The 24,915-nt window shown below is 67.9% G+C and carries 21 protein-coding genes; 8 read left to right on the top strand and 13 right to left on the bottom strand.

What is annotated here, in order from left to right; genetic code table 11:
* Nucleotides 1-4 precede the first annotated feature (4 nt).
* The 4 genes from LFM09_RS25690 to LFM09_RS25705 all read left to right on the top strand — a co-directional run bounded on the left by LFM09_RS25690 (nt 5) and on the right by LFM09_RS25705 (nt 4,236).
* A complete protein-coding gene (locus tag LFM09_RS25690; RefSeq protein WP_414099083.1) occupies nt 5-1,507 on the top strand; it encodes a dynamin family protein in 1,503 nt (500 codons plus the stop codon).
* Nucleotides 1,504-1,869, top strand: a complete 366-nt coding sequence (gene grpE / locus LFM09_RS25695; RefSeq protein WP_414099084.1) for a nucleotide exchange factor GrpE — start codon at nt 1,504-1,506, stop codon at nt 1,867-1,869. Before LFM09_RS25690 ends, grpE begins: the two co-directional genes overlap by 4 nt.
* Complete coding sequence (locus LFM09_RS25700; protein ID WP_414099085.1) at nt 1,866-3,686, top strand: dynamin family protein; 1,821 nt, start codon at nt 1,866-1,868, stop codon at nt 3,684-3,686. Before grpE ends, LFM09_RS25700 begins: the two co-directional genes overlap by 4 nt.
* A gap of 250 nt (nt 3,687-3,936) precedes the next feature.
* Complete coding sequence (locus LFM09_RS25705; RefSeq protein ID WP_414099086.1) at nt 3,937-4,236, top strand: hypothetical protein; 300 nt, start codon at nt 3,937-3,939, stop codon at nt 4,234-4,236.
* Here LFM09_RS25705 and LFM09_RS25710 read toward each other — a convergent pair.
* Complete coding sequence (locus tag LFM09_RS25710) at nt 4,233-4,832, bottom strand: hypothetical protein (RefSeq protein WP_414099087.1); 600 nt, start codon at nt 4,830-4,832, stop codon at nt 4,233-4,235. The genes LFM09_RS25705 and LFM09_RS25710 overlap by 4 nt on opposite strands.
* 127 nt (nt 4,833-4,959) lie before the next feature.
* Between LFM09_RS25710 and LFM09_RS25715 the strand changes: the two genes are divergently transcribed.
* From LFM09_RS25715 to LFM09_RS25725, 3 genes are all read left to right on the top strand, one after another.
* Nucleotides 4,960-5,646 carry a hypothetical protein gene (locus LFM09_RS25715; protein WP_414099088.1) on the top strand — a complete coding sequence of 229 codons (687 nt, stop codon included), beginning with the start codon at nt 4,960-4,962 and terminating at the stop codon, nt 5,644-5,646.
* Between the two features lie 304 nt (nt 5,647-5,950).
* On the top strand, nt 5,951-7,762 hold the full coding sequence (locus LFM09_RS25720; RefSeq protein ID WP_414099089.1) for a phosphoenolpyruvate carboxykinase (GTP): 1,812 nt from the start codon (nt 5,951-5,953) through the stop codon (nt 7,760-7,762).
* A gap of 234 nt (nt 7,763-7,996) precedes the next feature.
* Complete coding sequence (locus LFM09_RS25725) at nt 7,997-8,206, top strand: hypothetical protein (RefSeq protein ID WP_414099090.1); 210 nt, start codon at nt 7,997-7,999, stop codon at nt 8,204-8,206.
* A 285-nt stretch (nt 8,207-8,491) separates the two neighbouring features.
* Here LFM09_RS25725 and LFM09_RS25730 read toward each other — a convergent pair whose 3' ends face one another.
* The 5 genes from LFM09_RS25730 to LFM09_RS25750 form a co-directional block, all read right to left on the bottom strand.
* Entirely contained in the window at nt 8,492-9,334 is an 843-nt protein-coding gene (locus tag LFM09_RS25730; protein WP_414099091.1) for a septum formation family protein, read from the bottom strand.
* A complete protein-coding gene (locus LFM09_RS25735; RefSeq protein ID WP_414099092.1) occupies nt 9,331-10,551 on the bottom strand; it encodes a hypothetical protein in 1,221 nt (406 codons plus the stop codon). Before LFM09_RS25735 ends, LFM09_RS25730 begins: the two co-directional genes overlap by 4 nt.
* Before the next feature lie 97 nt (nt 10,552-10,648).
* Nucleotides 10,649-12,283, bottom strand: coding sequence for a monocarboxylate uptake permease MctP (mctP, locus tag LFM09_RS25740; RefSeq protein WP_414099093.1), 1,635 nt, complete (start codon nt 12,281-12,283; stop codon nt 10,649-10,651).
* On the bottom strand, nt 12,283-12,549 hold the full coding sequence (locus tag LFM09_RS25745) for a DUF3311 domain-containing protein (protein ID WP_414099094.1): 267 nt from the start codon (nt 12,547-12,549) through the stop codon (nt 12,283-12,285). The genes mctP and LFM09_RS25745 overlap by 1 nt, the downstream gene beginning before the upstream one ends.
* 106 nt (nt 12,550-12,655) lie before the next feature.
* Nucleotides 12,656-13,342, bottom strand: a complete 687-nt coding sequence (locus LFM09_RS25750; RefSeq protein WP_414099095.1) for a GntR family transcriptional regulator — start codon at nt 13,340-13,342, stop codon at nt 12,656-12,658.
* A 97-nt stretch (nt 13,343-13,439) separates the two neighbouring features.
* On the opposite strand from LFM09_RS25750, the gene LFM09_RS25755 reads away from it, so the two are divergent.
* Nucleotides 13,440-14,216 carry a LamB/YcsF family protein gene (locus LFM09_RS25755; RefSeq protein ID WP_414099096.1) on the top strand — a complete coding sequence of 259 codons (777 nt, stop codon included), beginning with the start codon at nt 13,440-13,442 and terminating at the stop codon, nt 14,214-14,216.
* Between the two features lie 2 nt (nt 14,217-14,218).
* On the opposite strand, the gene LFM09_RS25760 is transcribed toward LFM09_RS25755, so the two are convergent.
* From LFM09_RS25760 to LFM09_RS25790, 7 genes are all read right to left on the bottom strand, one after another.
* Nucleotides 14,219-15,109, bottom strand: a complete 891-nt coding sequence (locus LFM09_RS25760) for an ROK family protein (protein ID WP_414099097.1) — start codon at nt 15,107-15,109, stop codon at nt 14,219-14,221.
* Nucleotides 15,110-15,145: 36 nt separating this feature from the next.
* A complete protein-coding gene (locus LFM09_RS25765; protein WP_414099098.1) occupies nt 15,146-17,308 on the bottom strand; it encodes a hypothetical protein in 2,163 nt (720 codons plus the stop codon).
* 51 nt (nt 17,309-17,359) lie between these two features.
* Nucleotides 17,360-19,468 carry a hypothetical protein gene (locus LFM09_RS25770; RefSeq protein WP_414099099.1) on the bottom strand — a complete coding sequence of 703 codons (2,109 nt, stop codon included), beginning with the start codon at nt 19,466-19,468 and terminating at the stop codon, nt 17,360-17,362.
* 4 nt (nt 19,469-19,472) lie between these two features.
* A complete protein-coding gene (locus LFM09_RS25775) occupies nt 19,473-20,240 on the bottom strand; it encodes an amino acid ABC transporter ATP-binding protein (protein WP_414099100.1) in 768 nt (255 codons plus the stop codon).
* Nucleotides 20,237-21,025 (bottom strand): amino acid ABC transporter permease, encoded by a 789-nt coding sequence (locus LFM09_RS25780; protein ID WP_414099121.1) that lies wholly within the window; start codon nt 21,023-21,025, stop codon nt 20,237-20,239. The genes LFM09_RS25775 and LFM09_RS25780 overlap by 4 nt, the downstream gene beginning before the upstream one ends.
* An 85-nt stretch (nt 21,026-21,110) precedes the next feature.
* Complete coding sequence (locus tag LFM09_RS25785; protein ID WP_414099101.1) at nt 21,111-21,923, bottom strand: basic amino acid ABC transporter substrate-binding protein; 813 nt, start codon at nt 21,921-21,923, stop codon at nt 21,111-21,113.
* Nucleotides 21,924-22,167: 244 nt separating this feature from the next.
* Nucleotides 22,168-24,822, bottom strand: a complete 2,655-nt coding sequence (locus tag LFM09_RS25790) for an MGH1-like glycoside hydrolase domain-containing protein (RefSeq protein WP_414099102.1) — start codon at nt 24,820-24,822, stop codon at nt 22,168-22,170.
* Between the last annotated feature and the right edge of the window lie 93 nt (nt 24,823-24,915).

Here is a 24,915-nt window from a genome sequence, read left to right on the forward strand (position 1 = left end):
GCTCGTGACGGCGTTGCAGGGACAACAACTGGCCGGACCGCTGTGCGCGGCGGTGGCCCATTTGTGTGTCGCTTTGCAACCACAGGTTTCCCAGCAGACCGCACATGGATTCCAGGAAGTGTTGCGGCGTCTGCACGCGCCGCTGCAGGTCGCGGTGGCCGGGCGGATCAAGTCCGGCAAGTCGACGTTGGTCAACGCGTTGATCGGGCGCCGGGTCGCGCCCACCGACGTCGGCGAGTGCACCCGGCTCGTCACGCGCTACCAGTACGGAACGGTCGACCGCATCGAAGTCGTGCTGCAGGACGGACGACGGCAGGTGCTCCCGTTCGACGCGAACGGCATGATCCCCGCTTCTCTTGGCGTGGAAGGCATCTCGCACATCGAGGCGTTCCTGACGAACGCCGTGCTGCGTGACTTCACCGTCATCGACACACCAGGGCTCGGTTCGCTGGACGCCGCTTCGGTCGCCCGCACCGAGGAACTGCTGGATCCGGTGTCGCGCAACGCCGTCGCCGGTGCCGAGGCGGTTCTCTACGTCGTGACGCAGGGCGTTAGGGCGGACGACCACTCGACTCTGGCCGCTTTCACCGCCGCCACCGCCTCCCGGGAAGCCGGGCCGGTCAACGCCATCGCCGCGCTGAACAAGGTCGACGCCGTCGCACCGGAGACCGTCGAGGGTTCCGAAGGCGAGGTCTGGCGGGCCGCGGAGATCCTGGCGGGCAAGCAGGCCGCGTTGCTGAAGCCGCGGGTCGCGGACGTGCTGCCGGTGATCAGCCTGCTCGCCGAGTCCGCCGAGACCGGGGAGTTCACGTCGGCGGACGCGGAGGCGTTGCGGCAGCTGGCGGCCCTGGACGCGGACACCCGCACGATGATGCTGATGTCCGGCGACCTCTTCACCTCGTGGGACTGCGACGTACCGACGGGCGTGCGCTCGCGGTTGCTGGAGAAGCTCGACCTCTACGGCATCGATCGCGCGTTGGTGGCGCTGGACGCCGAACCTGCGCTCACGGCAGGTGCTTTGCGGCGAGTGCTGTTCGACGCCTCCGGGTTCGCGGCGGTTCGTGGACGGTTGGACGCGGTGTTCCGGGCACGGGCCGACGGCATCAAGGCGGCGGCCGCGTTGGCCTCCGTCACCTCGCTGGCCTCGGGCGATCCCGGCGAACGGCAGCGCGTGCACGACGCGATCGAGGTTCTGCTGGCCCGGCCGGAGGCGCACCAGCTGCGGTTGCTGGAGGCGTTGACACTGGTGTCGTCCGGCGCGGTGACGTTGCCGGAGGACCTGACGGAGGAGGTGCTGCGCGTCGGCAGCACCCCGGACGTGCCAGGTCAGCTGGGTCTGCGCGGCCGGCCGTTGCCGGAGCTGGTCGCCTGTGCGCTGGAACGGGCCGGTTGGTGGCGTTCGTTCGCCTCGTTCGGGGCGACACCGGCGCAGGCTCGGGTGGCGCACGTCGTCCACCGGGCGTATTTCCTCATCTGGCAGCAACTACGTGCTGGGGGGCACCGATGAGCGGGAACGGAACCGATCCGACGGACGTGGCGTCGGACCACGGTGTGGAGACCATTGCCGACGAGCTGCTCGACCAGGCGCTGGCCGAACGCCGCGCGTTGGTCCAGCTGTGCCTGTACGCGCTGGACCGCGCCAGTGCCGGCGTGGTCGCACGCATCGAGGAAGGCCTGTCGTCCATAGGCGTCGTGGCCGTGCGTGCCGACGGTGAGCGCTTCGACCCGTCGATGCACGAGGCGGGCGGCACGGTGCCGACGGAGGACGCGTCGCTGCTGGGCCTGGTCGCCGAGACCGAGGTGCCCGGGTTCTGCGACCGCGGCCGGGTGCTGCGGGCGCCGATCGTGACGGTCTACACGGCCCGATGAGCACACTTCCGCAGACCGTCCGGCAGACGCGCGAACGTCTCACCTCTCTCGTGCGCGAGCTTGACCCGTCGATGGCCGACTGGGTTGCTCGTCGTGCGGCCCCCGAAGTGTCGTCGGTGGTGATCGTCGGCGAGACGAACCGCGGCAAGTCCTCGCTGGTCAACGCCCTGCTGGCGACCCCAGGTCTCTCGCCGGTCGACGCCGACGTGGCCACGTCCACGTACCTGGTGTTCCAGCACGGCTCTTCGTGGGCAGCCCGCGCCTGCTACCCCGGCCTGCTCGCGCCGGTGACGTTCCCGCTGCCCGCGCTGATCAACTGGGTCTCCGCCGCGCACGAGCTGCCCGACGGCGAGCTGCCGCCGCGCTACGTCGAGGTCGATGCACCGATCCCGTTGCTGGAACGGATGTCCGTTGTGGACACCCCGGGCGTCGGCGGCCTGGAGTCGGTGCACGGCGAGCTGGCCCTGGAAGCCGTCACCTCCGCCACCGCCCTGGTCTTCGTGGTCGACGCCTCGGCGCCGTTCACCCGCGGTGAGCTCGACTTCTTGAAGCGCGTGGGCGACCGCGTCGAAACCGTGGTCTTCGCGCTGACCAAGACCGACCAGTACCGCGGCTGGCGCCAGGTCCTGGACGCGGACCGCGCCCTGCTGGCCGAGCACGCCCCGCGCTTCGCCGACGCCACCGTCTACCCGGTGTCGTCCCGCATGTTCGACATGGCCGCCCAGGCCCCGAACCCGGACGCGGCCGCGATGCTGCGCGAACGGTCGGGCGTCGCTTCGTTGCAGACCGCTCTGCAGGAACTCGTCGCTGGCCGCGCCGGAATGCTGGCCGAGGCCAACGCCCTGCGCGCTCTCTCGACCGTGCTCGACGAACTCACGGTCCGCCTTGAGCACGAGAAGCGCGCTCTGTCCGTGGGCGAAGACGAAGCCGCTGTGCTGCGCGCCCGCCGTGAGGAACTGCAGACCGAACGCCGTTCGTCGACCCGAGGCTGGCAGGTCAGGCTGCGCGGCGAGGTCCAGCGCGCCCGCGTCGAGAACTCCCATGAGATCTCCCGGCAGATGCGCGACCTGCAGACCTGGTACCGCCAGGCCATCGACTCGGCGGACCGCGCGGCTCTGGCGGTGTTGCCGCAACAGGTCGACACGGCGCTGCAGGTCGTGTCCGGCCGCATCTCCACGGCCCTGTCGGTGCGCCTGTCCCAGGTCACCGACGCAGTCCTCGCCACGATGTTCTCGCGCGAGGAGCTGACCCTCATCCGCGGCCAGTTCGCGCGTGGCGAGCAACCGCCGGTCATCCTGCGACCCAAGGAAAAGCGCCCGCCGACAGCCGAGGACAAGCTGCTGGTGTTCATGGGCGTCTCCGGCGGCCTGGGCGCCGGCAAGCTCGCCGTCATGCCTCTGGCCGGCCTGGGCATAGCAGTGCTGAACCCGATCGTCCTGCCGGTGACCATCGCCCTGGGCCTCGGCGCGGGCTGGTGGATGGCCCGCACCCGCACTCACACCGCCGAGAAGCAGCACGTCAAGCAGTGGCTCTCGGACGCCATCGCCGACGCACGCTCCACAGTGGACCAACTGGCCGCCGAACAGCTCATCGAAGCCGAACAGGCCCTCTCGCTCGCGCTGGACGAGGCCCTGGCCAAGCGCATCGAGGCGATCGAGGCGGAGCTGCGCGAGGTCGACAGGGCGTTGCGGATGGAGGCCGGCGAACGGGGCCGCGAGCTGCAGTCGGTGACCCGGCAGCTGGCCGAGGTGGAGTCGGGCCGCTCGAAGGCCGAGGAGCTGCTGGGTCGGATCCGCTCAGTGCGCGATCGGGCGTGAAAGGGCAACAACGAGCGGTCCGCACAGGGCTACGGGCCGTCGGTGAGTTTGCTCGAACTTAATTGAGCAATGCTCATTTTGGCTGGTCAGGATGCTGTTATCGATGCAACTTAATTGTGTTTGTCCGAACATGCACTGGCACTAAGTATTTGTCTCCGATGTAGGTTCACCATTCCGTCATGAATTGGGAATGCCGGTTAATTCCGCACGGATTCGCTCTTGAAGCATGAAGCTGCAGTGAGACCAGGTGGTGGCGGCGACCCTGGTGGGCACCGTGGTCGTCGTGCTCTGGTTCGCGTCGGGCATCGGCCGGATCTCGCAGGCGCAGAGCTCGCAGAACTCCATCAGCCAGCCGGTCGGGCACCCGCACCCGCCTGCCGAGCCGTCGCATCAGCCGGCCCCTGTCCCGCATCAGCCGGCGGGGCCGCACGTTCCGGCACCAGAGCCGGCCTCACCGGTGTTGCCGCCGATGCCGCTGCTCGCCGGACTCGTCGCCGCGGTCACCACGCTCTGCCTGTTGATGATCGGCTCGCGACCGGATCGGGCCTAGCCCGGTGAGATCTCGAAGACGGCCCAGGCCACGAGCAGCGGCGGCCCGAAGCACATCGCCAGGAGCAGGAACGGTGCGAAGAAGCGGACTGCGAACCCCCAGATCTTGTGCCCCGGGGGCGGCTCGGACAGTCCCAGCCGGTCAGCGGCGTCCCCGGAGATGCGCGGAGCGTTGGCGGGATTCGCCACCAACGCCTGCATCGTCGCCTCGTCGACCTCCGGGTCCTCGTTGATCATGAGTCGCACCCCGTCGGTGTCGACGAGCATCAGCAGATCGATGGACGGCACCTGCTCGGTGCGGAAACGGCTGATCCTCGCCAGCCGGTGCAGGTCGACGGTGCGCCATCCGCTGACCGTGCGCGCCGTCAGATAGCGCTGGTCGTGCACTTCGGCGTATCCGCCCTGGGCCAGGAACGGCAGCACGAACATGATCAGCCCGGCGACGGCGACCAGCGGGAAGCCCAGATCGCTGTCCGCTGCGGGGCTCATGAGGTAACCCCCGAGCACGGACAACGTGGTGCACGTCGCGAGCGCGCCGATCAGCGCGGCCCGTGCCCGTCTTCGGGCACTCGCCGCTGGTACCAGCCCTCTGTCCACCGCATCCCCCTCGCTCGTCGTCACCACCCAGACGCCGGGCAGGTTGCCGTTGTTGAGCTTGGCGAGGGAACCGAACCGGCATAACGTGGGTCATACCGGTACATGAGCGGCAGGGAGGTGTGTCCCGGTGTACATCGACGAGAACGGTGCGGCTGACGCCGAGCTGAAGGTCACCGTCGAGGATGAGGAGTACACCGCCGACGTCACCTTCGACCTGAACGACGACGGCGTGAACGACTCCGCCGTGGTCGAGACCGACGACGGTGGTCACCTGGCGTTCACCGACACGAACGGCGACGGCGACGCCGATCTGATGAGCACGTTCGACAAGGACGGCAATCTGCTCGGCCAGGCTCGCTTCGAGGAGAATTCCGGCGAGTGGGTCGCCGTCGACCCGAACGACACTCAGCAACAAAAGACGAATTCCTCGCCCCAACAGACGATTGTCGTCGACACGGACGAAGGCGACCGAAAGGTCGGCCAGGCGACCGAGGACACCGACGGCGACGGCAAGGCCGACACCGCCGTGGTGCGCGACGACGACGGCGACACCTGGCTGTTCACCGACAAGAACGGCGATGGCAGGGCCGACGTGGCGACCGAGATCACACGATCGGGCGAGGTCACGATGTCGGAACACCGCGGTGACGACTGGGTCGAGGTCGAGCACGGGCACATCGAGGCCGACGGCCGGTACGTGACGGACTCCAAGAGCGGCATTTTGGACGACTCGGACGACTGGTTCGAGGAAGAACGGTTCGACGGCGTCGTCCGAATCGATTCGACCACCGGGCAGTGGATCAGCCCGAACTGAAGCGCAGGTCACAGGCCCCGGTGTGGTGAGAACCGCACCGGGGCCTCTTGTGTTTTTCCCACCTCAAGCGCGCCTTAACGCCGTCCGAGTGCTGAATCGATTCCAGAATCGGTTTTGTGAGGGAAGCGACAGGCTGGGGGTGCTTTACCCACCATTAACCGGGCTAACCTCGATCCATCCCCTTCCACGCACGCCCGGCCCCACCGGGCGTCTGGAGCTATTCCCGAGGACGACGAAGTCCCCACACCGGACGACCCACCGCGTCCTCGGGCAGCCGAGGCGTTCAGTCAGGAGACGAGACGAGATGACGGCAGTGACCATTCCCGGTCTCGAACACGCACCTACCAACCACGCGCGTTTGCTCGCATGGGTTCAGGAAGTCGCTGAGCTGACCTGCCCCGACGAGGTTGTTTGGGCGGACGGGTCCCAGGGTGAGTGGGACCGCCTCACGCAGAAGCTCGTCGACGCCGGCACCTTCGTTCCGCTGAAGAAGAAGCAGAACTCGTTCTGGGCGGCCTCGGACCCGAGCGACGTCGCGCGTGTCGAGGAGCGGACCTACATCTGCTCCGTGCGCGAGGAGGACTCGGGCGCCACGAACAACTGGATGGACCCTTCAGAGATGAAGGCCATCATGACCGAGCTCTACCGGGGCTGCATGCGTGGCCGCACGATGTACGTGATCCCGTTCTGCATGGGCCCGCTCGACGCGGAGAAGCCGATGCTGGGCGTCGAGATCACGGACTCGGAGTACGTCGTCGTCTCGATGCACATCATGACCCGCATGGGCACCAAGGCCCTCAACCTCTTCGGTGAGGACGCGGACTTCGTGCCCGCGCTGCACTCGCTCGGCGCGCCGCTGGCGGACGGCCAGCAGGACGTGCAGTGGCCGTGCAACGACACGAAGTACATCTCGCACTTCCCGGAGACCCGCGAGATCTGGAGCTTCGGCTCCGGCTACGGCGGCAACGCCCTGCTCGGCAAGAAGTGCTACTCGCTGCGCATCGCGTCCGTGATGGCGCGCGACGAGGGCTGGCTCGCCGAGCACATGCTGATCCTCAAGCTCACCTCGCCGGAGAACAAGGCGTACTACATCGCCGCCGCGTTCCCGTCGGCCTGCGGCAAGACGAACCTCGCCATGCTGGAGCCGACCATCCCCGGCTGGAAGGTCGAGACGCTCGGCGACGACATCGCCTGGATGCGTTTCGGTGAGGACGGCCGCCTGTACGCGGTGAACCCGGAGAACGGCTTCTTCGGCGTCGCGCCCGGCACCGACTACCACACCAACCCGAACGCGATGCGCACCATCGCCAAGGGCAACTCGCTGTTCACGAACGTCGCGCTGACCGACGACGGCGACATCTGGTGGGAGGGCATCGGCGAGGCGCCGGCCCACCTGACCTCGTGGAAGCACCAGGACTGGACCCCGGACGGCGACGAGCTGGCGGCGCACCCGAACTCGCGCTACTGCACGCCGATCGAGCAGTGCGACATCAAGGCGCCCGAGTGGGACGACCCCAAGGGCGTGCCGATCTCGGCGATCTTCTTCGGTGGCCGCCGCGCCACGACGATCCCGCTGGTCACCGAGTCGCGCGACTGGCAGCACGGCACCTACATGGGCGCCACGCTGTCGTCGGAGACCACGGCCGCCGCGGTCGGCAAGACGGGCGTCGTGCGCCGCGACCCGATGGCGATGCTGCCGTTCATCGGCTACAACGCCGGTGACTACTTCCAGCACTGGGTCGACCTCGGCAAGCGCGCCGACGCCGACAAGCTGCCGAAGATCTTCTACGTCAACTGGTTCCGCCGCGGCGAGGACAAGCGCTTCCTGTGGCCGGGATTCGGCGAGAACTCGCGCGTGCTGAAGTGGGCCATCGAGCGCCTCGAGGGCAAGGCCGCCGCTGTCGAGACCCCGATCGGTTACGTGCCGACCGCGGACGACCTGGACCTCGAAGGCCTGGACGCGTCGCGTGAGGACATCGAGGCCGCGCTCGCGTTCGACGCCGACGAGTGGCGTGCCGAGATCCCGCTGGTCGAGGAGTGGTTCGCGAAGATCGGCGAGAAGGTCCCGACCACGCTGCGCGACCAGCTGGAAGCCCTGAAGCAGCGCCTCGGCTAGTGGCGCGACCCGGCCCGTTGACGGCCGTGTTCACGCTCAGCAGGGCACTCGCGGCACCGCCCCCACGCCCCCATACGACTCAGATATGAGGGCGTGGGGGCGGCACCGCGATGCACCCGTCTGACCGCGAACTCGTCCGGCGACGTTCCGGGCCACGCCACTCTTCTGAGGTGTTTGGTGACCCACCGGTCAACGGCGACCGGTGGGTCACCTTTTTGAGGTACTACTAGTGGTGTGACGCAGGACGACTTCCTGGGGGGACTCCACTTCGACGGCACGAAGCGCGATGTGGAGGTCGGCCCGACGACGGGCATCGTGCGCTACTACCCGGTGCCGCCCGCCCAGCCGGCCCGCACGCCGTGGTGGCGCTACACCCTCGTCTTCGTCGTCGGTTTAGCCATCGGTGCCGCCGCAGGTGTGGTCCTGTGCAGCAATTTTCTCTGAATCATTGCAGCTCACCGTCCATTTGAGACGAAGTTGTCCACAGGTGTGGACGGCTCTGTGCACATGTTGTGGATAGCTGTGGACAGCCCGGGGGCTTGTCCACAAGTTTCTGAAATGGTCTTGCTCCAGGAATGAACCTGACCCCTTCTGGGAACGTCTTAGGTGTGTGATGGCGGTCACAAAGATCGTCACCGAAGGCGGAATGGGAGGTGTGCCGTGGGGATCGCAGGAATCGCGATGCTGGTGCTGTCCCTGGCCGCCGTGCTGATGGTCGTGGTCGCCGGCTCAGTTCGGGAGCGGGTTGTCGCGGATGCCGAAGAGAGTGCCGTTGAAGGCCTTGGTGGACTCCGCGTAGCAGATCGCGTTGGTGAAACCCTCTGACCAGGCTTGAGAACCGGGGTTCCGCCACGCCGGGAACACGTCGGTGCGCTTGGACGAACCCAGGTAGTCGTGCACGGCCTTGGTGCACTTCTCGTCCGCGATCGCGTTGATCTGGTCCTTGGACGGCGCGGGGTCGGTGTACTTGCCGAGCGACACCACACCGCCGGGCACGGCTTCGGCCAGGTGCGACGTGTTGCACGCGACGACCTTGACCTCCTGGTCCTTCGACGGCGAGCCCTGCGTGCACGTCTGGAACGTGGTGAAGCCGTTGCCGCCGAGGGCGCCCTTCATGGAACCCTTGCGCGCCAGCGGCTTCTCGTCGGAGCTGATCTCCACGACGGTGCACAGCCGCCAGCGCTGGCCGTCCTTCCAGCCCTGCTCGTTCGGCCAGAACGCCCAGACGCGCAGGCGCGTGGCGTCCGCGTCCGGGTTGCCCAGGTACTCGGTGAGTGTCGCGCGGCACGGCGGGAGCGCGGCCTTGCGCAGCGTCTGCGTGTCCGGGTAGGTCGAGGGCAGGCCCTTGAGCTCACCGACGCTCATGACCTCGGCCTCGTGCGATTCGGTGCACTGCAGCACCTTGAGCTCGTAGGCGTTCATGCACTGCCCCGCCTTGGGCAGGGTCGGTGCGTCTGCGGAGGCGGTGGACGGCATCGGGCCTGGAATGGCCTGACCTCCGACGTGGATAGCGCATGCGGACAGCGCCCACACGCTCAGACTGATTGCCACCGCCAGCCGCACACGAGTCACACCACAGAGACTAGGGCCTTGACCTGATCGGCGATGTCCCGACGCTGTTTTTCGAACGCCGCGTCGGTCAGCGCGGCCGGGTCTGCGGGCTGGCCGAGCACCGGCGTGTGCAGGTGTCCACCGAGGACATTCGTTGCGCCGTAACCGATTCGGAGCCGGTTCGCGCGGTACATGCTCTCGTTGGAGAGGTAGTCACCACCGCCACCGGAAGCCGCGACCCTGCCCGGAGTCGGTTCGTCCGTGCGGCACGACTGCTGGGAGCCGACGACGACCCACTCGCAGAAGTTCCGGTTCAGCTGCACGGTGAACGGCCCGGTGCCCGCGTCGATCATCTTCTGGAACGGCAGCGTGGTCTCGATGAACTCGTTCGTCGGCTGCGGCCAGCCAGCCGCGTTCGGGACGCTGCCGTACGAGCCGACGTTGTTGTTGTCCGCGAAGCCGCCACGCCAGCGCGCCGCCCACCGCTCGATGTCGAACCGGCCCGGCCTGCCCTGGCTGATCGTCACGAACCCGTCGGGCTTCTGCTGGAGTGCGGAACCGTAGAACTGCTCGACGACGCCCTCGTCGAAACCGCCCCACAGCACCGGAAGCACCGCTGCCTGCAGCACGACCTTGCCGTTCGGAGTGGTGATCTCACGGCCGTCGAGCTGCAGTGCCGCCGCACCCGCCGGGTTGGCGCGCCGGACGTTCGTGCCGCTGAGCTGGAACGGGTCGAAGCCGGTCACGGCGATCTTGCGCACGCCGGGCTTCGAGGGGAACGCCGAGTCGCTCAGGCCGCGCGAGGCCCAGTCGAACTTCTGGATGAGTTTCAGGCGGTCGTTGACGGAGATGGGGGAACGCGGCTTCCACTGGCGCAGCGCGGTGGTGAGCTGCAGGCGCGCCCAGTAGAGCGGGCGGTCGTCGTAAGCGTCGTGCGCCAACGGTTTCGTGCTCTGCGCGCGGGCGACGGCGGCCTTCCACAGCGCGTTGCCCTCGCGTTCGACGAACTGCTGCGCCTGCTTCGGCACGACCTGGCGGCAGAGGTTCGTGGTGAAGTCCGCGACCCGGCCGTCGAACCCGGCGAGCTTCACGAGTGCGGGGCCGACGGCGGGACCACCGGCGACGAGCGTGTCGTCGAGGCGTTGTTCCTCGACGGTGAGCGGGACGTTGGTGTCGTAGCAGCTCGCGTCCTGCGCGTGGGCGACGCCCGGTGCGATGACGAGTGCGGTTGCGGTCAAGGCGACTAGTGCAGCAGGGATTCTCACTTGATCCATCTCAACGCAAACGGTCCGCCTACCGGAACCCGGCAGGCGGACCGTCTTGTTCACATGCGTCTCAGTGGGTGGCGACGGGCTTGACCCGCGGGCTGTCCTCGTCGACGTGGTAGTCGGACGGGTCGGTCTGGTCCGTGCCGTTGAAGACCTTGGCCTTCTTGGCGATCAGCGTGATGGCCACGGCGACCAGCAGGTTCATCGTCAACGCGGGGATGCCGACGTAGATCGCCATCTTCGAGCCCTCGAACGGGTTCCAGCCGAAGATCGACAGCTTCTCGAGTGCCAGCGCGGAACTGCCGAAGTGCTTGCGAGATCCGTCGGCGCTCGGGATGAGGTACAGCAGGTACATGCCGTAAGCCATGCCCGCGAACCAGCCCGCGACCAGTCCCCACACGTGGAACCAGCGGGTGTAGAGCGCGATGGCGACTGCGGGCAGCGTCTGCAGAATGATCACGCCGCCGATCAGCTGCAGGTCGATCGAGAACTGCGGGTCGATGAACACGATGAACGCCACCGCGCCGAACTTCACGACCAGCGACGCGAGCTTGGCCTGCTTGGCCTCCTCCGCGGGTGTGGCGTTCTTCTTCAGGTACTCCTTGTAGACGTTGCGCGTCCACAGGTTCGCCGCCGCGATCGACATGATCGCAGCCGGCACCAGTGCGCCGATGCCGATGGCCGCGAACGCGATGCCCGCGAACCACGACGGGAAGTTGTTGCCGAAGAGCTCCGGCACGATGGTGTTCGTGTCGGGTCGCCCGGTCGCCTGGTTGACGATCGGCTTGGTGCCCGCGCTGATCGCGACGTAGCCGAGCAGCGCCAGCAGGCCCAGCACCAGCGAGTACGCCGGCAACGCGACCATGTTGCGCTTGATCACGTTGCGGCCGCGGCTGGCCAGGATGCCGGTCAGCGAGTGCGGGTAGATGAAGAGTGCGAGGGCCGAGCCGAGCGCCAGCGTCGCGTACTGCAGCTGGTTGTTGGCGTTGAGCAGGATGCCGTCGCCCGGCGCCGGGGTTGCCTTGAACTTGGCGTCCGCGTCGTTGAAGATCTCGCCCCAGCCGCCGAACTTGGCGGGCAGGTAGACGATCGCGACCAGGATGACGATGTAGATCAGGATGTCCTTGACGAACGCGATCAGCGCGGGCGCTCGCAGGCCGGACTGGTACGTGTAGACCGCGAGGATCACGAACGCGACGAACAGCGGCGCGTGCCCGAGGATGCCGCTGCCGTTCAGGCCCATGCTGCGCAGCACGGCTTCGAGGCCGACCAGCTGCAGGGCGATGTACGGCATGGTGGCGAAGATGCCGGTGATCGCGATCAGCAGCGCCAGCCAGTGCGAGCCGTAGCGGCCCTTCACGAAGTCGGCGGGCGTGACGTAACCGTGCACGCGGCTGACCGACCACATGCGGACCAGCGGCAGGAACACGATCGGGTAGAGGATCACCGTGTACGGCAGGGCGAAGAACCCGGTCGCGCCCGCGCCGAACATCAGCGCCGGCACCGCGACGAACGTGTAGGCGGTGTAGAGGTCACCGCCGACCAGGAACCACGTGATCCAGCTGCCGAACTTTCTTCCGCCGAGGCCCCACTCGTCGAGGTGGTCGAGGGTGTCGCCCTTCTGCCACTTCGCCGCGACGAAGCCCATGACGGTGACGAGCAGGAAGAGAGCGCTGAAAACGATCAGCTCGGTCCACTGCATCAGTTCGCTCCCTCGTCCAGGTCGTCAACGCCCAGCTTGTCCGGCTTGCCCTTGACCACGGGCTCGTCCTTGGTCTTGACGTAGACCAGGCCGACGGCCAGCACGCCGAGCGGCACGAACGCGAACTGGTACCAGTAGAAGAACGGCAGCCCGAAGACTCGGGGCTCGTCGAAGTTGAACCACGGCGTGATGAGCATGAGCAGCGGAAGTATCAGCAGCAGGTTCCAGTTGCTCCAGCGCAAGCCGGTCTTGGGGTCCGACGGCATTGGTGGCCCTCCGTGTACGCGGTGTTGCGCGGATGTTAGGCCTGATGAGACGGCTCGTCAGCTCCGAGATCGGAATCGTTGCACTCCGCTTAACAGTCCCTTTGGACTATTGCCCACCGAGCTGGTTGACCAGATCGGCCTCGGCCAGGTCGAAGTACTCGCGCAACCGCTCGGTGGCCCGGTCGACCTCGTCGGAGTTGAGCAGCTCGACGATCGCCCGGTTGAGCGGCAGGTACGCCATGTGCAGCCGCTTGGGGTCGCTGACCACCCGGAACGCGAGCATGAGTTCGGCGAACAGCCGGTCGGACTCCTCGCTCAGGCGGTGGCTGCCGGCCAGTCCCACGATCCCGCGGTGGAACCGGATGTTGGCGGCCCCGACCTTCGCCCAGTCCTTCTTGGCACCGTGCGCGGTCGCGTCGTCGATGGGCGTCCGGACCGCGTCCCGCATGGCCTCGTCGACCTCGGGCCACTTCTGCAGCGCCCCGCACTCGATGACCCGGCGGGCGGCGTAGAGGTCGCGCACGTCCTCAGCACTCGGCGTCCGCACGAACACGCCCCTGCTGTGTTCGTGCACCAGCAACCGGTCGCGCGTGAGCAGCCGGAACGCCTCCCTGAGCGTGTTGCGGCTGACGCCCAGCGCACCGCCGATGGCTTCCTCGCTCAGCCTCAGACCAGGCGCCAGCTCACCGTCCAGCACCCGCTCTCGCAGCATGTCGGCGACCTTCTGCGCGGTGCTCGCGCGCTCCAGTTCGGCCTTGCCCTGCGCCAGCGTCGACACCCACGTCTCGGTCACCTGCCAAGTCTATTTGCAGGATCGTTCGATTGCAGTATCGTCAAATCGTTCAACAATCCCACAATCCAACAACTTCGGCTTGTCGAGGGGTGGGCTCATGGACCTGAACGCGGATCTCGGTGAGGGCTTCGGCCACTGGTCCCTCGGGGACGACCGAGCGCTGTTGTCCGTTGTGACCAGCGCGAACGTTGCTTGCGGCTATCACGCCGGTGACGCCGACACGATGCGGTCGGTGTGCGCCCTCGCCGCTGAGGCCGGGGTGGCCGTGGGGGCCCACGTCGGCTATCGGGACCTCGCCGGGTTCGGGCGGCGGTTCATCGACGTTGCTCCGGACACCCTGACCAACGAGGTGTTGGCACAGCTGGGGGCGTTGTCGGCGTTCGCTCGGGCGGCCGGAACTCGGGTGTCCTACGTGAAGCCGCACGGTGCGCTCTACAACGCCCTGGTCCGGCACGAGCCCCAGGCTGATGCCGTGGTGGACGCCGTTCGGCTGTTCGATCCCGGGTTGGCGGTGCTGGGGCCGCCCGGTGCCGTGTGGTTGAAGCGGGCATCGGTGGCCGGGCTGCGCGTCTGGCACGAGGCCTTCGCCGATCGGGCCTACACGGCGGCCGGGACGTTGGTGCCTCGGTCGGAGCCCGGAGCGGTGTTGCGGGATCCCGCCGAGATCGCGGCCCGGTGCGTGCAACTGGCCACCGAGGGGTGGGTCCGGAGCGTCGGCGGACGCCCGGTCCGGATCCAGGCGGATTCCATCTGCGTGCACGGGGACACGCCTGGGGCTGTGGAGATCGCGCGAACGGTCCGTGCGTCGATGGAGTCGGCGGGCGTCGTCATCGCGCGGGTGGAGTCGCCGCTCCGGCATTCCCGGGTCTCGTAGGACTAGCGGACCAGCGCCGCCGCTCCCACCAGCCCGGCGTCGCCGCCCAGCTCCGCTGCCCGCACTTCGAGCCCGTCCAGGTACGACAACCCGGCGTGAGCCTTCAGAGCGCGCCGCACCGGGTCGAACAGCAGGTCGCCTGCCTGCGCCACCCCGCCTCCGATGACCGCCAGCTCCAGATCGCACACGGCGGCAGCGCCCGCGATGGCCAGTCCAACCGCCTGACCAGCGCGTTCGAACGCCTCCAGCGGGATCTCGTCCCCAGCCAGAGCCGCTGCGGCCAGGACGGCGGCATCGGCGTCGTCGGGTGCCTGCCATCCGGTCCGCCGCGCCCAGGCCACCATCCGCGGCCCGCCCGCGACGGTTTCCACGCACCCGCGCCCGCCGCACGTGCAGGGGTCGCCGTCGGGTTCCACGACGATGTGGCCGATGTGCCCCGCGTTGCCGGTCCGGCCGCCGAACGGGCGCCCGTCCAGCACCAGACCGCCGCCCACGCCGGTGGACACGACCAGGCCCACCATGAACGTGCTGCCCTGCCCGGCGCCGCGCCAGTGCTCGCCCAACGCCATGCAGACGCCGTCACCGGCCAGTTCGACGGGCACGCCGGGGAACAACGACGCGACCGAGGACCGCAGCGGGAAGGCCTGCCACGAAGGCACGTTGATCGGTGAGACGGTGCCGCGCACGGTGTCCACCGGTCCGGCCGAGGCGATGCCGACGCCGGAGACGGCTTCCGCCTGGACCACCGACGAGATGACCGAGACGACTGCGTCCCACGGGTCAGAAGTCGGCGTGGGTACCCGAGAAGAGCGGAGCACGGAGCCCGCGGGGTCCACCAGGGCGGCGGCGATCTTGGTGCCGCCGAAGTCCAGTGCCAGCACCAGATCAGTCACGATGACCCATCGTAGCCAGGAGTGGTTCGGACCAGTTCAGCGCACGATCTCCAGGCGGATCGGCGGGGTGTGCCGGACCAGCTCACCGGCGGCGATCTTCACGACGGCCGACCAGGAGTCCGCCTCGGCCCACTGAGGTGCGGAGAGGGTGAAGTCGAGCGACAGCCGCCCCTGCGCGGGCAGCAGGCCGCCGACGCTGAACGGGCCGATGAACTCCCAGGAGGACCGCGGCGACAGCACCCAGGCCCGCACCGGCAGGTCGCCGTGCGCACCAGACGCCACAGAGACGCGCAGAGGTGAAGAACCACCCGCAGGTGCCGAGACGGTCGAGGGTGAAGAGGCCACCCAAAGCACCTCGACGGGATCTTCGGAGTCCCATTCCGGCACGGTCAGCAGCGCGATGTCGTAGACCTCGAACGGCAGGCCGTGCAGTGTGGCCCGCACGGGGTAGCAGCCGGGCGTGCGCGGCGGCACCAACCGCACCTCGGCCGAGACGAAACCGCCGGCGGGCAGCGACACCGGCAGGGAGTCCCAGGAGGCCGACCAGCCGCCGGGCAGGGACAGTCGGACGGTGCCCTCGAAGGCGTCGCCGTCGGACACGGCCACGACCCGCAGCCTGGTCGGGCCGAGGACCTCCAGGTGCACGTTCGCCGCCAGGCCGCCCAACGGCGCGGGCTCGTGCAGCCAGTAGCGCGCGAAGACCGGTGTGACGGCGGGCGCGACCGGGCCCAGCGGAGGCCCGGCCACGGCCAGCCGGGCAGCCACCGAGGGCAACGAGCCGGAGGCGGGTGTGCGGGCACCGAGCACGCCGACCAGCGGCGACGGTTCGAGATGGTCGACCTCGTGCCACAACGTGAAGGTCGACGAGCCGACCATCTTCTCGCCGACCTCGCTGTGCCAGACGGTCACCGGACCGGTCAGCTTCGGCGGCTCCAACGTCGGACCGTCGACGGCCACCAGCGACGCGACGGGGTCGTAGGAAAGGACGTAGTGCGTGGAAGCGATCTCAACGCCGTACCCGCGCTTCCAGCCGTGGTCGGCCGTGTCGTCGACCAACGTGTAGGTGCGCCAGCCGTGTGCCGGGACATCGCGGGCCAGGAAGGTGACGGTGGTGTCGTCGACCAGCGTCGGCAGCGCGTCGCCGGACAACGCGACGTGCACATTCCGAGCTCTGGGCAGGTGCACGGACACGATGTCGGTGCAAGGCGTCGGCAACGGGTTCCACACGGTCACGGATGAGTCCACAGTGGACGTCAGCGCGGCCAGCGATCTGGAGATGACCGCGGACCGCAGGTCGAAGGCCTCCCGGGGATGCGCGACGGCAGCGCGTGCGAGAGCAGAGGCGGGATAGACCGCTCCGGTCAGCCGTGCCGCGTGTGAGGCGAACACAGCAGCCGCCGAGTCGTCAGCGGGAGCGGGAGGCACCGGCACAGAGCCGCGCACGTAGTAGTCACGCGGCAACGAGCAGACGACCCGAGGCCACGTGTAGCGCGCGCTCCAGTCGTGGTGGATCGCGGTAGCCCACGGCGAGGGCATCGAACGCGGCGACCCGATGGGCAGCATCACGTGGTCACCGGAAGATCTCTGCGCCAGGAAGGCCGCGTAGACCGCACGCTCCGCCTCCGCCAAAGAAGAGGCCTCCAGCGAGATCCCGGCGGGCAGCGACGAGAGCAGCGGCTCGACACCGACCACATTGGACTCGGACCCGACAACCTCGACCCGCCCCTCGGAGATCAGCCGCAGCAACAACGACCGGTGCTGCGGAAACATGTCCCAGTAGGGCTGCAGCAGCTCGACGGACGTCACGGCGAACCGGTACGCAGGATCGGTCAGGGCCAGGTCCAGATGCGCCCGCAGGACATCAAAAGGCGCATCCGCGGCCACGTGCCCGACGAGGTGCACCGTCCACCCCGGCGAGCCCACGACCAGCGAGAACGCGCAGGTTTCCTCGCCAGTGGAAGACCGCACCACGGCCTGGGCGGGCACCACCGAGCCGGGAGTGTGCGAGGAGACGTCGACGCCGACCTCGAACCCGAACGGACCCATCACCGCCGCGCCACCGTGCCGCGGCGAGTGGAGCCCAGGCCCGGAGACGTGAGCGTGCACCGGCCCCGCCAACGTAGGCGAGGTCACCCGCACCACCTGGAGCAGTGCAGTCCGAGGACCGACGAAGAGCTCGGTGGACTCGGCGGCGATCACCGAACGATCGCACCACCGTTCAGAACCAGACGAAATACCCCGATGGTGGCGTCATCGTTTCAACATTCGTGTCAAGCCGGCCGCCACCGTGGTCGCCAGAATCCACCCGGTCACGATCAACCCAGAGGCGATCCACTGCGACGCACCCGGCGTCTGCCAGCGGTTCTTGTTGCCGAAGTCGACGATCGGCACCACCAGGTCGATCGTGTAGAGCCACGCGTTCCACGGCAGGTGGTCGTCGGCGTTGATCTCCACCAGCGGGCCCTTGAACTGGAACCACATGCTGCCCACCACCCACGCGGTGATCAGCCAGCCCAGAGCGCGCGCCGGCCGGTAGCCGTAGCCGACCATCGAGCGCTGCAAGAAGCTCCACAACAGCACCAACGGACCGAGGAACTTCATGCCCTCAGCGACCGCGCGGTACCGCAGCCGCTGCTTCTCGATCAGAACCGTGGAAGCGTGCTCCTCGTTGCCGGACGCGTTCAGCATCTCGGCGAACTGGTCGTACGGGCGCGGGCGGTAGCTGCGGCGCATGGCGTGCCGCAGCCAGCGCAGCCGCTGCTGGACCTGGGCGTCGTCGCGCAGGTCGATGGGGTAGGCGAGCGAGTCGTAGCGGAAGTCGTCCAGGTCGATGAAACCGGTGGAGTTCCAGAAGTTCTCGTTGTCGTCCAACGACGTGCAGCGCGCCTGCCGCAGCGTCACCAGGCCCTTCGGCGGCGAGACGACGTTGAGCATCAGCTCCTGGACCTGCATGCCCATGGCGTTCAGCGCGTGGCTGTCCAGCTTGTAGCCGAGCACCGCGCCGTTGAAGTTCGCCATGCGGCCGATGGTCGCGCGCCGACACCGGACGCCGCCGTGCGCGACGAATTCCTTCTCGCCGCGCGCGCAGATGAGGTCGCGGCCGATCGTGGCGCCGCCGATGTCCAGCGACGGCTTCTCGCGCGGCTGGTGGCGGTACCGGCCCGGTTTGGTCAGGCGGCTGCCGCGCAGGTCGAGGTTCGCGCCGACGGTGATGCCGCGCAGCTCCAGACCGCCGGAGATGTCCGACTCGCGCACCACGAAGTTGCTGCCGACCTGCGAACGGTTGGCGAGCACCGCGTCCGCGGCCGGGTTGTCCACAGTGGCCCGTTCGATCGTGATGCTGCCGCGCACGTGGGTGTCGACCATGCGCAGCTGGCCTTTGATCACCACACCGCGGCCGACGACGTCACCGCCGATCTCCGCGCCGTCGACGTGCAGCGCGCGGCCCGATCCGGTCGGGTCGGTGCCGACAGCGGGTGGCGACACGGCGTCCAGCACGGCGTCGGCCAGTGACAACGTGCCGCCGATGCGGGCGTTCACGGCGCGGACGGTGCCTGCGCTGGTGAAGCCGCGGTCGAGTTCGAGGTCACCGGACACGTCCACGCGGTCCAGGACCAGCGTCGCGGACGGGTCGTCGTGCGGGTCGGTGGTGTCCTTGAAGTCGGAGCCGCGCGAGAGCATGGCGCGGCTCAGCGACAACGTGGAGCTGATCCTGGCGTTGGACAGGAACACGATGCCGTGCGAGGTGAACGCGCCGAGCAGGTTGCCGCCGACCTGCATGCCGTTGCCGTTCAACGTGAAGCCGTCCGGGTTCTGCATGACGGCGCTGCCGAGGTTGACGTTGCCGCCGATGCGCGACCCCGCCAGCCGGATCTCGCCCTCGGTCTGGATGCCGAACCCGAGCAACGCGCCGGCGACGGTCAGCCGGTCGCCGTGCACGCACAGCCCACCGGGCACGCTGAACCTGCTGTCCCGCAACAACAACGAGCCTGCGATCTCCGCGTCGGTCAGGTCGACCAGATCGGACACGCGGCAGCCGAGCAACGAGACGTCGTTGCTGCTGCTGAGATTGCGCGCTTCCAGACCCGGCAGGTCGCAGTCGCTGAACGAGATGCCGGCGAGGTTCGCCTGCCGCACGTCGGGCGCCGACTCGAACTGGCAGCGCTCGAACTCCAGCACGTACGGCACCTCGACCGCGCGCAGGTCCAGCACGTCGGTGACGACGCGGTCCACCACGCGGATGACGGGCGGGGTGCTCGGCTTGCGCCGAGGCAACCGCCACCCGCCACCACCTGAGTTGTCGTTCTCCCCCAACAGCCCCCGCAGCAAGTACTCCGCGGAGACCTTCCCCCTGGCCACGCGGCTAGACCGGGTCGCTCGGACCGTGGTGCGTCGGGTCGAGCACACGGGCGAGGAACTCCCTGGTGCGCTCCTCCTGCGGGTTGCCGATCACCTCGGCCGGGGAGCCTTCCTCGACGATGTAGCCGCCGTCCATGAAGATCACCTTGTCGGCGACCTCACGGGCGAACTGCATCTCGTGCGTCACGACCAGCATCGTCATGCCCTCGTCGGCGAGCTGGCGCATGACGCCGAGCACGTCGCCCACGAGCTCCGGGTCGAGCGCCGAGGTCGGCTCGTCGAACAGCATCACCTCGGGGTCCATCGACAGCGCACGGGCGATCGCCACGCGCTGCTGCTGGCCACCGGAGAGCTGCGCGGGCATTGCGCCGACCTTGTCGCTCAGCCCGACGCGCTCCAGGTTGTGCCGCCCGACCTCGTCGGCTTCCTTCTCACTGCGCTTGAGCACTTTGCGCTGCGCCACGGTGAGGTTGTTCAGGACGTTGAGGTGCAGGAACAGGTTGAAGCCCTGGAACACCATGCCGATCTTCGTCCGGGCCTTGTCGATGTCGACGTCCGGATCGGTCAGCTCGGTGCCCAGCACGGTGATCTTGCCGCCGGTCGGCTCCTCCAGCAGGTTCACGCACCGCAGCAACGTCGACTTGCCGGAACCGGACGGCCCGATGATGCAGACGACCTGGCCGCGGTCGACCTGCAGGTCGATGCCCTTCAGCACGTCCAGCGGCCCGAAGGACTTCTTCAGGCCCTCGATCTCGACTACGCGCTCGCTCATGACACCTTCTTCCCGCCGGTCCGGTTCTCCAGGTACCTCGACAGGTAGCCCAGCGGCAGCGTGATGATCAGATAGCAGAGACCCGCGATGAGGATCGGGGTCAGCGACGGCGAGCGGCTCAGCACCTCGCGGCCGTACTTCGTGAGCTCGTACTGGTCACGGGAGACACCGATGACGTAGATCAGCGACGAGTCCTTCGTCAGCATGATCAGCTCGTTGGTCAGCGGCGGCAGGATGATCCGGAACGCCTGCGGGATCACGATGGTGATCATCGTGCGGCTGCTGGACATGCCGAGAGAGCGGGCGGCCTCGATCTGTCCCTTGGGCACCGCCTGGATGCCGGCGCGGATCGTCTCCGCCATGTACGCGGCACCGACGCCACCGAGCGCCACCATCACCGTGGCCCACGACGTGAGCTGGAGCTGCGGGAACGCCAGCGGCAGGCCGAAGAAGACGCCGATGAAGACCAGCAGCGCGGGAATGCCGCGGAAGAACTCGATGTACGCGGTGGCGATCCAGCGGTACGGACCGACCGTCGACAGCTTCATCAACGCGAGCACGAGGCCCAGCGCGAGACCGAAGGAGAACCCGAGCACGGTGTAGAAGATGGTGTTCTTGAGCGCGACCGTGATGACGTTCGGGAACATCGAGACGATCGTGTCGACGTTGAGGAACGCCTTCTGCAGCTGGGCCCAGTCGGCGGTGAAGCCGATCACGACCGCCAGCAGTATCAGCAGTCCGTACTGGGCGTAGCGGAAGTACTGCGCCCGCTTGCGCTTGGACATGGTGGCCATCGCGGCTCCTGGTGGATGTGGTTCGGACAAGCGACGGGGCCGGCGCGACGAGCTTGCACCGGCCCCGGAGAAGCGACTACTTGGACGTCGGCTTCTTGCCGAACCACTTCTCGTAGATCTTGTCGTACTCGCCGGACTCCTTGGCCTTCTTCAGCACCTCGTTGACCTTGGTCAGCAGGGCGGTGTTGCCCTTCTTGATGCCGATGCCGTACTTCTCACCGGTGTCGAACTCAGCGGTGACCTCGGTGTCCGCGAACTCCTTGGCGTAGTCGAAGAGCACGCCGTTGTCGTTGATCACCGCGTCGACCGCGCCGGTGCGGACGGCGGTCTGCGACAGCGGGAGATCTTCGAACTGCACGACGGTGTAGCCGTTGGCGGCCGCGTTGTCGTTCGCGTACTTCTCACCCGTGGTGTCCAACTGGACGCCGAGCTTCTTGCCCTTGAGGTCGGCCAGGGTCTTGATGCTCGACCCCTTCTTGACCAGCAACGCCTGCGAGGCGTCGAAGTACGGGTCCGAGAAGTCGATCGCCTGCTTGCGCTCGTCGGTGATCGTCATGCCCGCGGCGGCCAGGTCGCACTGGTTCGCGTTGAACGACGTGCCGGACGTGATCGTCTCGAACGGGGTGTCGAAGATCTGCTGCGTGACACCCAGGTCCTTGGCGATCAGGTTGACCAGGTCGACGTCGAAGCCGACGGTCTGGTCGCCCTCGCTGAACTGGAAGGGCTTGTAGGACAGGTGAGTGCAGGTCACCAGCTTGCCGCTCTGGACGAGTGAGACGCCCGACGCGGTGGTGCCTCCCTGGTTGGAAGACGCGCAGCCCGAAGCTGCCAACAAGGCCAGCCCCAGTGCCGGGATCATGGCCATCAACTGCCTGGTTCGACGAGCCACTGCGTCACTCCTCGTAACTGTCGCGGACGAGTGAACGGGATCCTGCCACTCGGGTGACGTGGTGGACAGCACGTGCGTGTTACAGGCCACTCGGACGCAACGATTTTGCGTCAGACTGCCCCAGTGGGCGCAAGATATTGCGCACATTGGCCTAGATCACACAACGTCTGCACGTATTGCACCCGAATGGTAACCATCTGCAGCGGGTCGCTTGATCAGGATTTGATCACGGCATAGGCGCTGTTCACCGTGAACGGTGCTGGATCAGGCCTGCGACCAGCGCCGTCCACCCGGTCTGGTGCGTCGCGCCCAGCCCTTCACCCGTGTCGCCGTCGAAGTACTCGCTGAACGTGACGTGCCTGCGCCAAAGCGGTGACTCGGAGGCCTCGATCCGCTTGCCGTCCGACGGCCTGCGCCCGTCGTGGTCCGGCAGGAACAGCCCGACCAGGCGGTCGCTCAGTTCGTCCGCCACCTGACCTGCGGTGACCCAGCGGCCGGAGTGCGTCGGCATCTCGACCTGGAACATGCCGTCGTGGAACGCGCAGACCGTGCGCAGCGCCTCTACGAGCAGTGCGTTCGTGGGCAACCAGACCGGGCCGCGCCAGTTCGAGTTGCCGCCGAACATCGGCGTGTGGGACTCGCCCGGCTCGTAGCCCATGCGGTGGTCCTGGCCCGCGACCTTGACCTCCAGGCCCTCGCGGTGTGCCGCGCTGAGCGATCGGATCCCGTGCGGCGAGAGGAACTCGTGCTCGTCGAGCATCCGGTGCAGCACGCGCTTGAGCTTGTGCTCGTCCAGCAACGACACGAACGCGCCGCGCTCGTAGTGGAACGTGATGAACTGCCGCAGCTCCGGCCGGCGCTTGAGCAGGTGGTCGAGCCTGCTGGTGAACCCGTGCAGCTCGCTGAGCACCCACGGTTCGAGAACCGCCGACGCCAGCAACGGGATCAGCCCGACCATCGACCGCACGCGCACCGGCTCGGACTCGACGTGGCCGTCCGGGTGGCGCCGGGACACGCGGTCGTAGCAGAAGCCGTCCTCGTCGTGCCAGATGCCGCCGCCGTGCGACCCGAAGTGCGTGAACGCCTCCGCGATCGACAGGAAGTGCTCGACGAACTTCGTCGCAACGTCCTCATAGGACTCGTCGTCGCGCGCCAGCTCCAGCGCGATCTGCATGAGGTGCAGGCTGTACGCGGCCATCCACGACGTGGCGTCGGACTGTTCCAGCCGCCACTCGCCCAGCATCGGCTCCGATCTGTTGACCGGCCCGATGTTGTCCATGCCGAGGAACCCGCCCTCGAACAGGTAGCTGCCGTCGGCGTCCTTGCGGTTGACCCACCACGAGAAGTTCAGCAGCAGCTTGTGGAAGATCTTCGCGAGGAACTGCCGGTCCTTGCTGCCGTCCGCGCGGTAGACCTGCAACGCCGCCCACGCGTGCACCGGCGGGTTCACGTCGCCGAACTCCCACTCGTACGCGGGAATCTGGCCGTTCGGGTGCATCATCCACTCGCGACAGAACAGCAGCAGCTGCTCCTTCGCGAACGCCGGGTCGACCAACGTGAACGGGATGGTGTGGAACGCGAGGTCCCACGCCGCGAACCACGGGTACTCCCACTCGTCCGGCATGGAGATCACGTCGGCCACGTCGAGATGCCGCCAGTGCACGTTGCGTGCCTCTGGGGTGCGTCGTGAGCTGGGCGCCTCGGGCTTGGTCGGGTCGCCGTCGAGCCAGTCGCGCGTGCGGAACCGGTAGTGCTGCTTCGTCCACATCAACCCGGCCAGCGCGCGCCGCAGCACGTGCTTCTGCTCAGGCCCGGCCTGCGGCGCGATGTCGTCGTGGAACTCGTCCGCTTCGGCCTTGCGGGCCTGCATGGTCTGTTCGAAGCTCGGCCCGAACGGGTCCAGGTGCCCGTCGCCGCCGACGAGCCGCAGCCGGATCGTCACCGTCTCACCGGGCTCGACCGGGTCGAACGAGTACCAGGCCGCGAACTTCGTGCCCGCCGCCCCCGCGTCGTCCGGCCCGACGACCTGGCAGGTGGACGTGCTCCCGTGCACCACGTAGTTGCAGATGCCGTCCTTCGTCCACGGCGACGGGTTGCGCTCGGCCCCGAAGAGCGACATCTCGTTGCTCTCGTTGTCCGTCATGAGCATCGACGGCGAGTCGTCGAGATGCAGCGTGTACCGGCCGAGATTCCCGTGGTCCGCGGTCACCTTGCGCCCGCTCGCGGTGCTGGCCACCAACTGACACGGCCGCTGGTCCCGCCCCCACGCCCACGTGTTGCGAAACCACAGCTGCGGCAACAGGTGCAGCGGCGCGTCCTCGGGCCCCTGATTGGTCGCCTGGATCTCGACGCAGATGTCGTCCGTGTCGGCCTTCGCATACGTGACCTGCACGTCGAAGAACCGGTTCTCGTCGAGCACCCCGGTGTCACTCAGCTCGGGCTCGCGGTTCTCCCGCCCGGCGTTGCGCGCCATTTCGCGCAGTTGCCCGTACGGGAACTCCCGCTGCGGATACCGGTAGACCACCTGCATCCAGGAGTGGGTGGGCGTCCCGTCGGTCACCCACCAGTGCTCCTTGACGTCCTCGCCGTGGTTGCCCTCTTCGTTGGCGAGGCCGAAGTACCGCTCCTTGAGGATGACGTCGTTCCCGTTCCACAACGCAAGCGCGAAGTTCAGGAACCCGTGCACATCGCAAATACCCGCGATGCCGTCCTCACCCCACCGGTACGCGCGAGCACGGGCGTGGTCGAACGGGAACGACCGCCAGGCATCACCCTCGGGCGAGTAGTCCTCGCGGACCGTGCCCCACTGGCGACCCGACAGGTACGGCCCCCACAGCCGCCACGGCGAAGTCGGGTTCTCCGACTCCGCGAGACGCGCCCGTTCCGCATGTTCGCCCATCGGCCCAGTGTGCGACACCAGGTAGGACGGTCGGTCGTGCCCAGGTCAGGTCTGAGTCTTTCCTCACTAAAACGCACCCGGATCCGCGCCTGC

The sequence above is a fragment of the Lentzea alba genome, assembly GCF_047445655.1.
Classification (GTDB): domain Bacteria; phylum Actinomycetota; class Actinomycetes; order Mycobacteriales; family Pseudonocardiaceae; genus Lentzea; species Lentzea alba_A.

What these genes read in the sequence shown, in the direction of transcription:
- grpE (WP_414099084.1), top strand. Translation starts at nt 1,504, where the DNA reads ATGAGCGGGAACGGAACCGATCCGACGGACGTGGCGTCGGACCACGGT.
- LFM09_RS25700 (WP_414099085.1), top strand. Translation starts at nt 1,866, where the DNA reads ATGAGCACACTTCCGCAGACCGTCCGGCAGACGCGCGAACGTCTCACC.
- LFM09_RS25720 (WP_414099089.1), top strand. Translation starts at nt 5,951, where the DNA reads ATGACGGCAGTGACCATTCCCGGTCTCGAACACGCACCTACCAACCAC.
- mctP (WP_414099093.1), bottom strand. Translation starts at nt 12,283, where the DNA reads ATGCAGTGGACCGAGCTGATCGTTTTCAGCGCTCTCTTCCTGCTCGTC.
- LFM09_RS25745 (WP_414099094.1), bottom strand. Translation starts at nt 12,549, where the DNA reads ATGCCGTCGGACCCCAAGACCGGCTTGCGCTGGAGCAACTGGAACCTG.
- LFM09_RS25755 (WP_414099096.1), top strand. Translation starts at nt 13,440, where the DNA reads ATGGACCTGAACGCGGATCTCGGTGAGGGCTTCGGCCACTGGTCCCTC.
- LFM09_RS25775 (WP_414099100.1), bottom strand. Translation starts at nt 20,240, where the DNA reads ATGAGCGAGCGCGTAGTCGAGATCGAGGGCCTGAAGAAGTCCTTCGGG.
- LFM09_RS25780 (WP_414099121.1), bottom strand. Translation starts at nt 21,025, where the DNA reads ATGTCCAAGCGCAAGCGGGCGCAGTACTTCCGCTACGCCCAGTACGGA.
- LFM09_RS25790 (WP_414099102.1), bottom strand. Translation starts at nt 24,822, where the DNA reads ATGGGCGAACATGCGGAACGGGCGCGTCTCGCGGAGTCGGAGAACCCG.